This is a genomic window from Rhodococcus sp. DMU1 (assembly GCF_012272955.1).
GTDB classification, from domain to species: domain Bacteria; phylum Actinomycetota; class Actinomycetes; order Mycobacteriales; family Mycobacteriaceae; genus Rhodococcus; species Rhodococcus aetherivorans.
In genome coordinates, this window is the sequence record NZ_CP050952.1 from 4,483,710 (window position 1) to 4,496,133 (window position 12,424).

General features: G+C 74.8%; 12 protein-coding genes. 9 read left to right on the forward strand and 3 right to left on the reverse strand.

Features of this window, described 5'->3' with window-relative positions; translation table 11 throughout:
* Positions 1-3: 3 nt before the first annotated feature.
* The 3 genes from hutI to HFP48_RS20520 are packed head-to-tail and all read left to right on the forward strand — an operon-like array spanning position 4 to position 3,456.
* Positions 4-1,188, forward strand: coding sequence for an imidazolonepropionase (gene hutI / locus HFP48_RS20510; protein ID WP_168579936.1), 1,185 nt, complete (start codon positions 4-6; stop codon positions 1,186-1,188).
* A complete protein-coding gene (gene hutG, locus HFP48_RS20515) occupies positions 1,185-2,180 on the forward strand; it encodes a formimidoylglutamase (RefSeq protein ID WP_161995923.1) in 996 nt (331 codons plus the stop codon). The genes hutI and hutG overlap by 4 nt, the downstream gene beginning before the upstream one ends.
* A gap of 37 nt (positions 2,181-2,217) precedes the next feature.
* Positions 2,218-3,456 carry an FAD-dependent oxidoreductase gene (locus HFP48_RS20520; RefSeq protein WP_065922271.1) on the forward strand — a complete coding sequence of 413 codons (1,239 nt, stop codon included), beginning with the start codon at positions 2,218-2,220 and terminating at the stop codon, positions 3,454-3,456.
* 3 nt (positions 3,457-3,459) lie between these two features.
* Here the strand turns inward: HFP48_RS20520 and hutH are convergent, their stop codons facing one another.
* Together hutH and HFP48_RS20530 are read right to left on the reverse strand one after the other, a co-directional pair.
* Positions 3,460-5,007: a histidine ammonia-lyase gene (gene hutH, locus HFP48_RS20525; protein ID WP_029545310.1), complete on the reverse strand. Its 1,548-nt coding sequence runs from the start codon at positions 5,005-5,007 to the stop codon at positions 3,460-3,462.
* A gap of 165 nt (positions 5,008-5,172) precedes the next feature.
* The gene (locus tag HFP48_RS20530) at positions 5,173-5,721 is read right to left on the reverse strand and encodes a PadR family transcriptional regulator (RefSeq protein ID WP_029545315.1); all 549 of its coding nucleotides are present in this window, start codon (positions 5,719-5,721) and stop codon (positions 5,173-5,175) included.
* A 111-nt stretch (positions 5,722-5,832) separates the two neighbouring features.
* On the opposite strand from HFP48_RS20530, the gene HFP48_RS20535 reads away from it, so the two are divergent.
* From HFP48_RS20535 to HFP48_RS20560, 6 genes are all read left to right on the forward strand, one after another.
* Complete coding sequence (locus HFP48_RS20535; RefSeq protein ID WP_029545317.1) at positions 5,833-6,345, forward strand: DUF1707 domain-containing protein; 513 nt, start codon at positions 5,833-5,835, stop codon at positions 6,343-6,345.
* Positions 6,346-6,397: 52 nt separating this feature from the next.
* Positions 6,398-6,865, forward strand: a complete 468-nt coding sequence (locus tag HFP48_RS20540) for an SRPBCC family protein (RefSeq protein WP_006932414.1) — start codon at positions 6,398-6,400, stop codon at positions 6,863-6,865.
* A 74-nt stretch (positions 6,866-6,939) separates the two neighbouring features.
* Positions 6,940-7,653 carry a phosphatidylserine decarboxylase gene (locus HFP48_RS20545; RefSeq protein WP_006932415.1) on the forward strand — a complete coding sequence of 238 codons (714 nt, stop codon included), beginning with the start codon at positions 6,940-6,942 and terminating at the stop codon, positions 7,651-7,653.
* Between the two features lie 59 nt (positions 7,654-7,712).
* Entirely contained in the window at positions 7,713-8,564 is an 852-nt protein-coding gene (locus tag HFP48_RS20550) for a phosphatidylcholine/phosphatidylserine synthase (RefSeq protein WP_080688673.1), read from the forward strand.
* A 21-nt stretch (positions 8,565-8,585) separates the two neighbouring features.
* Positions 8,586-10,766, forward strand: a complete 2,181-nt coding sequence (locus HFP48_RS20555) for an AAA family ATPase (RefSeq protein WP_006932419.1) — start codon at positions 8,586-8,588, stop codon at positions 10,764-10,766.
* Positions 10,767-10,768: 2 nt separating this feature from the next.
* Positions 10,769-11,941, forward strand: a complete 1,173-nt coding sequence (locus HFP48_RS20560; protein ID WP_168579937.1) for a hypothetical protein — start codon at positions 10,769-10,771, stop codon at positions 11,939-11,941.
* Positions 11,942-11,952: 11 nt separating this feature from the next.
* On the opposite strand, the gene HFP48_RS20565 is transcribed toward HFP48_RS20560, so the two are convergent.
* Positions 11,953-12,375, reverse strand: coding sequence for an NUDIX domain-containing protein (locus tag HFP48_RS20565; protein ID WP_006932425.1), 423 nt, complete (start codon positions 12,373-12,375; stop codon positions 11,953-11,955).
* Positions 12,376-12,424: the final 49 nt, after the last annotated feature.

Below are 12,424 nucleotides of genomic sequence, written 5' to 3' on the forward strand. Positions count from 1 at the left end.
GCCGTGTCGCCCGGGCGGAACTGGACACTGCTCGACAACATCGGCTGCCTCGTCACGAACGACCCGGAACTCGACCGGGGCCCGCTGGGGGTGCTCGTGGACGCCGCGGTGGTCGTCGGCGAGGGTCTGATCCGGTGGGTGGGGCCGCGCGACCGGGTCCCCGAGGGGGCCGCCGCGGACCGGCACGACCTGCAGGGCCGCGCCGTGCTGCCCGGATTCGTCGACAGTCATACGCATCTCGTGTTCGCCGGGGAGCGCGCCGAGGAATTCGCCGCCCGCATGGCCGGTGCCCCCTACACCGCCGGCGGCATCGCCACGACGATCGCGCCGACCCGCGCGGCGACCGATCGCGCGCTGGGGGCGACGGTGTCGCGGCTCGTCGCCGAGGGGTGGCAGTCCGGGACGACCACGGTCGAGTGCAAGTCCGGGTACGGCCAGTCCGTCGCCGACGAGCTGCGTTGCCTGCGGGTGGCCGAGGTGTTCACGCCGGAGACGACGCTGCTCGCCGCGCACGCCGTGCCGCCGGAGTTCGCGGGCCGCCCCGACGACTACGTCCGGCTGGTGTGCGAGGAGATGGTCCCCGTGTGCGCGCCGCACGCGAAGTGGATCGACGTGTTCTGTGAGCGGGGCGCGTTCGACGCCGACCAGTGCCGGGCCGTGCTGCAGGCAGGGATGGCGCACGGCCTCACCCCGCGGGTGCACGGCAATCAGCTCGGTCCCGGGCCGGGCGTGCAGCTGGCGGTGGAGGTCGGTGCGGCATCGGTGGACCACGTCACCTACACGACGGCGGCGGACGTGGCGGCGCTCGCCGGCTCGGGCACGGTGGCGACGCTGCTGCCGGGCGCCGACTTCTGCACGCGCAACCGGTATCCGGACGCGCGGGCACTGCTGGACGCGGATGTCACCGTCGCGCTGGCCACCGACTGCAACCCCGGCACCTCTTACACCACGAGCATGCCGTTCTGCATCGCGCTGGCGGTGCGCGAGATGCACATGAGCCCGGAGGAGGCGGTCCACGCGGCGACCGCCGGGGGCGCCGCGGCGTTGCGCCGGGACGACGTCGGCGTCGTCCGGGAGGGCGCACGGGCAGATCTGATCGCGTTGGACGCGCCGTCGTACCTGCACCTGGCGTACCGGCCGGGAGTGCAGCTGGTCCGGGAGGTCTGGCAGGAAGGACTGCGGATGTGAGGATTCCGGTCGACGTGCCGCCGGCGCCGTGGACAGGCCGCGACGACGGCCCCGGTCCCGAGCACCTGCGCTGGCACGACGTGGTGGCGCCGCTGCCCGCGGACGCCGCGCGGGCGCAGGTCCTGATCGGATTCCGCAGCGACGAGGGCGTGCGCCGCAACCAGGGGCGGCCCGGCGCGGCGGACGGGCCGGTCGCGTTGCGGCGCGCCCTGGCGTCGCTGGCGCTGCCGGCGCCGGCGACGATCCACGACGCGGGCGACGTCGCGGTGCGCGGCGGCGCCCTCGAGGACGGGCAGCGCCGCCTCGGCGCGGCGGTTACCGCGCTGCTCGACGCGGGGCATGCGGTGGTGGTGCTCGGCGGCGGGCACGAGGTGGCCTTCGGCAGCTACCTGGGCTGGGCCGGGTCCGCGGCCGCGCGGGCCGGGACCCGCTGGGGCGTGCTGAACCTGGACGCGCACTTCGACCTGCGGGCGGCGCCCGTCGCCACGTCGGGCACCCCGTTCCGGCAGATGGCCGAACGCGAACGCGAACAGGGCAGGTCGCTGCGCTACGCGGTGCTGGGCATCGCGCAGCCGAGCAACACGGCCGCGCTGTTCGCTGCCGCGGACGAGTTCGGGGTGCGGTACCTGCTGGACGACGAGTGCCGCGCGACGAACCTGCCCGTCGTGGAGACGTTCGTCGAGGAGTTCGTCCGCGCGGTGGACGCGGTGCACCTGACGATCGACCTCGATGTGCTGCCCGGCTGGGTGGCGCCCGGGGTGAGCGCCCCGGCGGCCTGCGGGGTCGCGTTCGAGGTGGTGCAGCACGTGTGCGACGTCGTGGCGCGCAGCGGCAGGCTCGCGCTCGTCGACGTCGCCGAGCTGGCGCCGGCCGTCGACGACGACGGGCGCACGGCCCGGGCGGCGGCCCGGCTGATCCACCGGATCGTCACGGGGCGGCCGGCGGGCGACCACCCCCGGTTCGCGGGCACCGAGCCCGGCGACGGTCCATGATGGAGGTGATGGGGTACCTCGAGATCGGGAGTGCGTCATGGCGATTCGTCGGGTGGTCGTCGTCGGGGCGGGCTTCGTCGGGTTGTCGGCGGCCTGGTTCCTGCAGGAGCGCGGCGTCGAGGTCACGGTGCTCGACCGCACCGGGGTGGCCGCCGATGCGTCGTGGGGCAATGCGGGCTGGCTGGCCCCCGCGCTGACCCTGCCACTGCCGGAACCGGCGGTGCTGCGGTACGGGATCCGTTCGATGCTCACGCCGTCGTCCCCGGTGTACGTGCCGCCCGCGGTCGACCTGCGGTTGTGGCGGTTCCTGGCGGGATTCGCGCGGCACTGCACCGCCCGCCGGTGGCGCGCGGCGATGGCGGTGTTCGCCGAGGTGAACCGGATGGCGCTGGGCGCCTACGACGATCTGGCCCGCGGCGGTGTCGTCGAACAGACCCGCCCGGCGGATCCGTTCCTGGCAGCGTTCGCGTCCGAGGACGACCGTCGCGTGCTCGTCGAGGAGTTCCGGCAGGTGGTCGCGGCGGGCGGCGAGGTGGATTTCGACCTGCTCGACGGCGACACGATCCGCACCCTGGAGCCGCTGCTCGGCGACGGGGTGCGGGCCGGGATCCGGCTGCGGGGGCAGCGGTTCGTCGACCCGCCGCGGTTCGTCGCCGCGCTGGCGGAGTCGGTGCGCGACCGTGGCGGTGAGGTCGTCACCGGGTTCGAGGTGCAGGCGGTCCGGGACGGCCCGCGGGACGTGCGCGTGGTGGGCACCGGCGGCGGGGACCGGGCGGCGGATGCGGTGGTGCTGGCCACCGGGGCCCGGCTGAACGACCTGGCCCGGCCGTTCGGGGTCCGGATGCCGGTGCAGGCCGGTCGCGGCTACAGCTTCAGCGTGCGCCCGGCGCACCTGCCGAAGAACCCGATCTACTTCCCGGCCCAGCGGGTCGCGTGCACGCCGCTGCACGATCGGTTCCGCATCGCCGGGATGATGGAGTTCCGCCGGCCCGACGCCCCGCTCGACCCGCGGCGGATCCAGGCCATCGTCGACGCGGCGCGGCCGCTGCTGACCGGCGTCGACTGGGCCGCCCGGGCGGAGGAGTGGGTGGGCTCGCGTCCCTGCACCCCGGACGGTCTGCCGCTGGTCGGCGGCACCCGCTCCGCGCGCGTGTTCGTCGCCGGCGGTCACGGCATGTGGGGCGTGGCGCTGGGCCCGCTGACCGGCCGCCTGCTGGCCGGCGCGATGACCGGTGCGCGGGCGGCGGTGCCGCGGCAGTTCGACCCGCTCCGCTGACGATCAGTCCAGGGCCCCGATCGCGGATTCCGCCGCGGCGACGAGTTCTCCGCTCGCGGCGAGCCGGGCCGCGGCGTCGATCTCCGGGGCGAGATGCCGGTCCGGGCCGGGCCCGGCCACGTGCCGGCGGAGCGCGGCGACCACCGCGCCGGTGCCGGGGGCCGGGGTGAGCGGGGCGCGCAGGTCCAGTGCGCGTGCCGCGGTGAGTGCCTCGATGGCCAGGACACGGGTCAGCGCGGCGAGGCCGCGGCGCAGCTTGCGGGCGGCGGACCAGCCCATCGAGACGTGGTCCTCCTGCATGGCCGACGACGGGATCGAGTCGACGGCGGCGGGCACGGCGAGGCGCTTGAGGTCGGCGACGAGCGCGGCCTGGGTGTACTGGGCGATCATGTGCCCGCTGTCGACGCCGGGATCGTGGGCGAGGAACGGCGGCAGGCCGTGGCTGCGGGCCACGTCGAGCAGCCGGTCGGTGCGGCGCTCGCTGATGTTCGCGACGTCGGCGACGACGACGGCGAGGAAGTCGAGGACGTACGCCAGCGGGGCGCCGTGGAAGTTGCCGTTCGACTCGATCCGGCCGTCGCGGGTGACGACCGGGTTGTCGATCGCGGCCGCGAGTTCGCGTCCGGCGACCTGCTCGGCGTGGGTCAGGGTGTCGCGCGCGGCGCCCGCGACCTGCGGGGCACACCGCAGCGAGTAGGCATCCTGCACCACCGGGCAGTCCGGGGTCCGGTGGCTGGCCACGACGGCGGAGCCGGCGAGGAGCCGGGTCATGTTGGCGGCGGCCACGGCCTGGCCGGGGTGCGGCCGCAGGGCGTGCAGGTCGGCGGCGAAGACCCGGTCGGTGCCGAGCAGGGCCTCGACGCTCATCGCGGCCGTGACGTCGGCGAGCCGCAGCAGGGCGCGCAGGTCGTGGCAGGCAAGGACCAGCATGCCCAGCATCCCGTCGGTGCCGTTGATGAGGGCGAGCCCTTCCTTCTCGGCGAGCACGACGGGCGCGAGGCCCGCCGCGGCGAGGGCCTGCGCGGCCGGCACGAGCGTGCCGGCGGCGTCGCGGGCCTCGCCCTCGCCGGTGAGGACGAGGGCCACGTGGGCGAGCGGCGCGAGGTCCCCGGAACAGCCGAGGCTGCCGTGCTCGGGCACCACCGGCGTGATTCCCGCGCTCAGCATCGCGGCGTAGGCCGTGGCGGTCCCGGGGCGGACCCCGGTGTGCCCGGTGGCGAAGGTGGACAGGCGCAGCAGCATCATCGCGCGGACCACCTCCCGTTCCACCTCGGGACCGGTCCCGGCGGCGTGAGAGCGGATCACGCTGCGCTGCAGATCGATTCGCGATTCCGGGGGAATGTGGCGGGTGGCGAGCGCCCCGAACCCGGTGGTGATGCCGTACGCGGGCCGGGGGTCGCGGGCGAGCGCGTCGACCACGGCACGGGCCGCGCCGATGAGGGCGAGCGCGTCCGCGGAGAGCCGGACCGGCGCGCCGGACCGCGCCACGCGCAGGACCTCGTCCGTCGAGACGGGACCGACCCCGACGACGACCTCCTCGGCCACGGCCACCTCCCGATCGATACGCGCTATCCGGATTGTGTCCCCGGCACCGGCCGGCGCGCCGCCGAATCGGGGTCGAGAAGGCCGGCTTCGCGCCGGATCGTGGTGACCGCATCGTCGGGACCGGCCACAGCCGTGTCGATCGTCAGGTGGGGACGGCCCCACGCCTCCGGTTCACGAGGCCGGCCCCAGCGTGTCCGCCACCCGGCCGAACCACTCGAGCACGGCCCGTTCGTAGACGATGCCGAAGTCCAGGGTCGCCGACGAGTACGGGTCCGCGCAGTGCTCGGCGGCGGCGCGCTCGTAGTCGGCGAGCCGGCGTTCGTGGGCGGCGCGGTGGACGGCGAGCATCTCGGCCAGCCTGCCGGGCGGCAGGTGCCTGCCGAACGCGACGGTGAGCAGCAGCGGGTAGCGGATGTTCTCCGGTCCGGGTTCGCGTTCGATCCACTCGGCGAATGCGGCGCGGCCGGAGGCGGTGAGCGCGAAGGGCTTGCGGTCGCGCGGGCCCACCTCGCCCGCCTCGACGAGACCGGCCCGTTCCATGGCGGCGAGTTCGCGATACACCTGACTGGTCGTGATCGACCAGAATTTCCCGATCCGCTCCTGCGCGGTCACCACCAGATCCCACCCGGTCTTCGGACCCTCGTGCAGGAATCCCAGCAGCGACGCCGCGGTGGCGTTGAGCGGACGAGCCGCGGGGGCATCGAGCGGACGGTCGACCATGGCGGACACCTTTCCCGGGGGCTTGACATTCCACTGTGGCATATCCACCATAGTGGTATCGACATTCCACTGTGGAACCTCAGTGGTCTCGACCCTCCGCAGGAGGCAGCGATGGAATACGTCAACGGTGTCCGGATCTCCGACCCCGAACGCGAGCGGCTCGTCGACGAGCTGGGCCGGCATCTCACCGCCGGCCGGCTCACGATCGGCGAGTTCGACCAGCGGGTCGGCGAGGTGTACCGGTCCGTCACCACCGACGAGGCGCACCGGGTACTGAGCGACCTTCCGGCGGCACCCCCGGCCTCACCCGCACCCCCGCCCGCCCCGGCCCGCACCGCGGACCGCCGGCTCCCCCTGCATCAGCGGATCGAGTGGGGAGCCTGGGCCGCAGCCGGGACGATCAACCTCGTGATCTGGGCGATCGTGTCGATCGCCGTCGGCGCGGCCGTGTACCCGTGGCCGGTCTGGGTGATCGGGCCGTGGGGCCTGGTACTGCTCGGCCGGACCCTCGCCGGACGGGAAGGCGCCGGCCACCGGGCGCACCCCGGCCGCGGCTCGTCGCGGGCCCTCCCCGCCGGCGGGTGGTGCACGTCCGGGTGGCGGGCGTCACAGACTCGGCTATGATCGACGGGCTGTATTTGTAACTCGCGGTTACGCGAAGAATCAGGGAGGCCCCGTGTCGAAGACCCTCGAAGCCACCGTCGAGATCGCCGCATCGCCACAGCAGGTGTGGCATGTGATCTCCGACCTGAAGCGGATGGGCGAGTGGAGCCCGCAGTGCCGGAAGATGGCCGTGCTCGGCGGACCCGTCGGAGTCGGGACCAAGACGATCAATGTCAACCGCAAGGGCCTGCTCGTGTGGCCCACCACCGCCAAGGTGCTCGCCTTCGAGCCGGGGCGCCTGCTCCGCTTCCGGGTCAACGAGAACCGCACCGTCTGGTCGTTCACCCTCGAGCCCACCGACACCGGCACCCGGGTGATCCAGCGACGGGAGGCGCCCACCGGGACCAGCAAGGTCTCGCAGTTCCTCATCGACAAGGTCCTCGGTGGCGCGACCGCCTTCGACGACGACATGGTGGTCGGCATGAACGCCACCCTCGCGCGCATCAGGAACGAGGCCGAGGGCGCGGCCCTCGCACGGTGACCCTCCTCGCGTAGGCTGTGTTAGCCCGCGGGCCGCACGCCCGCGGGTCACACCGCGCGACACTAAGAGGAGCCGTGGCCCGAAAGCCCACACCCCCCGGAACCCCACCGCCCACCAGCGTCGAGCACGTTCTCGAACTGGTCCGCAAGACGATTCCACCGCTCCACCCGGCAGGCATCCCCTTCGTCGCCGCCCCGCTCGCCGTCGCGGCGCTCGGCCGCAACCGCAAGTGGGTCCGTCGCGCCGGCCTCGTCTCGGCCGCCGCCACCGCAGGATTCTTCCGCCACCCCCACCGGGTGCCGCCCAACCGGGTCGGCGTCGTCGTGGCCCCGGCGGACGGCGAGGTGGCCCTCGTCGACACCGCGGTGCCGCCCGCCGAACTCGAGATGGGCACCGAGCCGCGGCCGCGGGTGAGCATCTTCCTGTCCGTGCTCGACGTGCACGTCCAGCGCAGCCCCGTCGGCGGCACCGTCACCAAGGTCGTGCACCGCCCCGGGCAGTTCCTCTCGGCCGACCTCGCCGATGCCAGCGAGGTCAACGAACGCAACAGCATGCTCCTCGAGACCCGCGACGGCGCCGACGTGGCCGTCGTCCAGATCGCCGGGCTGCTCGCCCGCCGCATCGTGTGCGACGCGAAGGCGGGCGACACGCTGCCGATCGGCGACACCTACGGCCTGATCCGCTTCGGTTCCCGTGTCGACACCTACCTGCCCCCGGGCAGCACCCTCCTCGTCGAACGCGGGCAGAAGACGATCGGCGCCGAGACCGTCATCGCCCAGCTGCCGTGAGCCCGTCCGCCGCCTCCCCGGCAGCCCCGGAACGCAAACGCCGCGGTCGCCCGCAGGCCGTGCGGCTGCTGCCGAGTGTCATCACGATCCTCGCGCTCTCCGCCGGCCTGTCCGCGGTGAAGTTCGCCCTCGACGGCCAGCTGGGCACCGCCCTCGGCATGATCGGCGCGGCAGCGGTGCTGGACTCCCTCGACGGGCGCATCGCCCGCCTGCTGGACGCCACGACCAAGATCGGCGCCGAGCTGGACTCGCTGTCCGACGCGGTGGCGTTCGGCGTGGCCCCGGCCCTCGTGCTGTACGTGACGCTGCTGGACGGCAGCCCGTTCGGCTGGATCATCTCCCTGCTGTACGCGGTCAGCATCGTCCTGCGCCTCGCCCGGTTCAACACCCTGCTCGAGGACGACACGGTGCCCGCGTACGCCCGCGAGTACTTCGTCGGCGTGCCGTCCCCCGCCGGCGCCCTCGTCGCCCTGGCGCCGGTCGCCGCGCACATCCAGTGGGGTGAGGGCTGGTGGGACTCCTACCCCGTCGTGGCCGCCTGGACGCTGCTCACCGCCGCCCTCGTCGTCAGTCAGATACCGACCCTGGCGATGAAGTCGGTGTCCGTGCCGCCCCGCTACGCGGTGATCCTCCTGGTACTCGTGGCGGTCGCGGCGGCCGCGCTGGTCACCTACCCGTACGTGCTCATGCTCGTCCTCATCGGCCTGTACCTGGCGCACATCCCGTTCGCGATCCGCTCCAAGCGCTGGGTGGCGGCGCGGCCGGAGACATGGAACATCAAGCCGTCCGAGCGGCGCGCCCTGCGCGCCGAGCACCGCGCCCTCAGGCCACGGCGGGTCGCGATCCGGCGCGCCCCGCAACCCCGGCAGTCCGCCGCGCGACTCGGTCTGCGCCGCCCCCGCGGACGCTGACGACGCTCTAGGCTCGGCGGGGTGAGCAGCCCCGAACTCGCGTTGACCGTCCGCCTCAACACCTCCGCGGCCGATGCGCGCCGCGGCGTCGTCCGCGTGCACCCGGAGGTGCTCACCGCGCTGGGCCTGCGCGAATGGGACGCGATCGCGCTGATCGGGGGGCGCCGCACCGCGGCCGTCGCCGGCCTCGCCCCCGCCGGCACGCCGACCGGCACGATCCTGCTCGACGACGTGACGCTCTCCAACGTGGGGCTGCGCGAGGACGCCACCGTCCTCGTCGGCCCGGTCGTCGTCCACGGCGCCCGCACGGTCGCGGTCACCGGATCGGCACTCGCCACCCACACGATCGACGACGTCACCCTGCGCCAGGCACTGCTGGGCAAGGTCCTCACCGTCGGCGACGCGGTGTCGCTGCTGCCCCGCGATCTCGGACCGGGCACGAGCACCGCCCCCACCACGCGCACCCTGTCCCGCACGTTCGGGATCGCCTGGACCACGGAACTGCTCACCGTCACCGCCGTCGACCCCGCCGCACCGGTGAGCGTGCAACCGAACACCGCGGTGAGCTGGGGCACCACCCCGGCCGGGCGGGCCGTCGCCGGCCCCCGCCCGGCCGCCGCCCCGTCGGCCCGGCCCGCGATCCCCGCACCGCCGCCACCACCGGTGGAGGACCTGGTCGGCGTGCAGACCCAGGCCGGCAGGCTCACCGAGTGGCTGAAGCTGGCCCTCGACGAGCCCGAACTGCTGCGCACCCTCGGCGCCTCCCCCCACCTCGGAGTGCTGATCACCGGGCCCGCCGGCGTCGGCAAGGCCACCCTCGCCCGCGCAGTCCTCGCCGGCCGTCGCGTCGTCGAGCTCGACGGGCCGAGCGTGGGCGCCACTGCCGCCGACGATCGGCTGCGCCGCGTGACCACCGCCGTCGCCGACCTGGCCCCCGGCGGGGTCCTGCTCGTCACCGACATCGACGCCCTGCTGCCCGCCGACCCCGAACCGGTGTCGGCGCTGATCCTCGACCAGCTGCGCCGCGCCGTCGACACCGTCGGGGTCGCGCTCGTCGCGACCACGGCGCACCCCACCGAGGTGGACTCGCGGGTCCGCTCCCCCGAGATCTGCGACCGGGAACTGGCCCTGCCCCTGCCCGACGGCGCCACCCGTCGCGCCCTGCTCGACGTGCTGCTGCGCCGGGTGCCCACCGACACCCTCTCGCTCGACGCCGTCGCCGCCCGCGCGCCCGGCTTCGTCGTCGCCGACCTGGCCGCCCTGTGCCGGGAGGCGGCGCTGCGGGCGGCGGCGCGGGCGAGCCGCGACGACACCGAGCCGAGGCTCACTCAGGATGACCTGCTCGGTGCGCTCGAGGTGATCCGCCCGCTGTCGCGATCGGGCACCGAGGAGCTGGCCATCGGCAGCGTCACCCTCGACGACGTCGGCGACATGGTCGACACCAAACAGTCGCTCACGGAGGCGGTGCTGTGGCCGTTGCACCACCCCGACTCGTTCGCCCGCCTCGGCGTCGAGCCGCCGCGCGGTGTACTGCTCTACGGGCCACCGGGTTGCGGCAAGACCTTCCTGGTGCGCGCGCTGGCCAGCTCGGGACAGCTGAGCGTGCACGCCGTCAAGGGCGCCGAGCTGATGGACAAATGGGTGGGCGCCTCGGAGAAGGCTGTGCGGGAGCTGTTCCAGCGGGCCCGCAACTCCGCACCGGCGCTGGTGTTCCTCGACGAGATCGACGCGCTCGCCCCGCGCCGCGGGCAGAGCTCCGACTCCGGCGTCACCGACCGGGTGGTGGCCGCCCTGCTCACCGAACTCGACGGGGTCGAACCGCTGCGCGACGTCGTGGTGCTCGGCGCCACCAACCGGCCCGACCTGATCGATCCGGCCCTGCTGCGCCCCGGCCGGCTCGAGCGGCTGGTGTTCGTGCCGCCGCCGGACGCCGAGGCGCGCGCCGCGATCCTGCGCACCGCGGGCAAGTCGGTGCCGCTGGCCGACGACGTGGACCTCGGCGCCCTCGCCGCGGACCTCGACGGCTACTCCGCGGCGGACTGCTCGGCGCTCCTGCGGGAGGCCGCGCTCGCGGCGATGCGCCGCAGCGTCGACGCCGCGGCCGTCACCGCCGACGACGTCGCGGCGGCGCGGAAGGCGGTGCGCCCGTCGCTGGAGGCCGCGCAGGTCGAACACCTGCGGGCCTACGCCGAGGGGCGCTGACGATGCCGGCGGCGACAGTGCGGTTGGACGAGCCGGTCGCGGGTCTCGCGGCGTTGTGCGCGGGCGCCCTCGCCGGCTTCGCCGTAGCGGTGGACGGGGTGGCGCTCCCCGCCGCGACGGGCAGCGCCACCGGGCCGATCGTGTTCGCGGTGGCGGCGGTGCTGGCGGTCGCGGGCCTGCAACGCTCGGGGTCGCGCCGTACGGCGTGGTTGCTGGCGGCCGGCTGCACGGTGGTGCTGGGGACGGTGCGGTTCGCGGTACCTGCCGCCGACCCCGACACCCTCACCGTGCTGCCCCTGATCAGTGCGGGAGCCGCCGGGATCCTGCTCGGGGCGGCGGTCGCCGCGGCGTGGGGCGAACCGATCGGGCAGTGGGCGGTGGTCGTCGGGGCGTGGGCGGTGTTCCTGCTCGCCGGCCCGATGGGGACGTCCCTGCAGTCGTCGGCGCTGCCGTCGCCGCTGCAGTGGCCGCTCGCCGTCGCAGCCGGGGCCGTGGTGCTCGCCGCATTCGTCGCGGGGGCCGGGGCCCGGGTGCAGCGGCCGGAGGCGCGGCTGCCGATCGTCGCGGTCGGGGCGACGGCGGCGCTGACCGTCGGCATGCACGTGCTCGCCGGCTGGGTGGGCGAGCAGGCCACCTCGGCTGCGGCGTGGATGTGGCTGGCCGCCGCGGCCGTGCTCGCCGCGACGGTGCTCGGTGCGGAGGCCGTCGGCCGTTTCCTGCCCTTCGCAGACGGCCGGTTCCCCGTCGCCGCGATCGGGGCGACGGCCGCGGCGTACCCGCTGGTCGACGACCTGGCCGGGAGGGAGGTGTCCGCGTGGGTTCCCGCGGCCGGGGTGCTGGCGGTCGCGGCGGGAGCCGCGCTCGCGTGGCGGGTCCCGCGGGTCGAGCTGGGCCTGGGGGTGGCCCTGGTCGTCACGCTGACCGCGGCGCTGTGGCCCGACACCGCGGCGGACGGCCCGCAGTTGCTGGTGCGCGTGGCGCTGGTCGCCGCGGGCACCGGCCTGGCGCTGGGGGCGGCGCTGCCGGGTGCGGCACCGATCGCCGCGATGGGCCTGGTGCTGCCGGTCGCGGCCGCCACGGTGGCCGCGGTCTGGGCGCTACCCGCCGACCCGCGGCTGCTCACCGGTGCGCTGGCGGCGATGGGCGCGGTATGCGCGTGGCGCTGCCGGAGCTGACGTGGCCGGTCTCACTCGGCCCGGACGAGACCGAGGGCGTGCAGGTGCTCGAACACCAGCATCGAACCCGGCGCGACCTCGGGCAGGGCAGCGTACTCGGCGACGGTGAACCAGCCGAGTTCGGCGATCTCCGCCGCCGGGCGCGGTTCCCCGGCCAGCTCGGCCGTGAAGCAGGTCATGTGCAGGCGAGTGCCGACCGGATGGCCGAAGGCCTCGGCCTCGAAGATCCCGACCTCGGCGACGGTGCCGTCGACGAGGCCGACGCCGAGTTCCTCGCGGATCTCCCGGTGCAGGGCCTGCTCGGGGGTCTCGCCGGGATCGATCTTGCCGCCCGCCATGTAGAAGGCGGTCTTGCCGGCGGAACGGGTCTGCAACAGGCGTCCGTCGCGGACGTACGCGAGCGCGGCGGTACGGATCGGTCCGGTCTCGGGCATGGGGGCACTCTACGATGGGAATCGGACATCGGAGCGTCGGCGGCCGATT

Bases quoted from the DNA above. Each gene is read 5' to 3' on its own strand.
- HFP48_RS20520 (WP_065922271.1), top strand. From the start codon at position 2,218: ATGGCGATTCGTCGGGTGGTCGTCGTCGGGGCGGGCTTCGTCGGGTTG.
- HFP48_RS20530 (WP_029545315.1), bottom strand. From the start codon at position 5,721: ATGGTCGACCGTCCGCTCGATGCCCCCGCGGCTCGTCCGCTCAACGCC.
- HFP48_RS20535 (WP_029545317.1), top strand. From the start codon at position 5,833: ATGGAATACGTCAACGGTGTCCGGATCTCCGACCCCGAACGCGAGCGG.
- HFP48_RS20560 (WP_168579937.1), top strand. From the start codon at position 10,769: ATGCCGGCGGCGACAGTGCGGTTGGACGAGCCGGTCGCGGGTCTCGCG.
- HFP48_RS20565 (WP_006932425.1), bottom strand. From the start codon at position 12,375: ATGCCCGAGACCGGACCGATCCGTACCGCCGCGCTCGCGTACGTCCGC.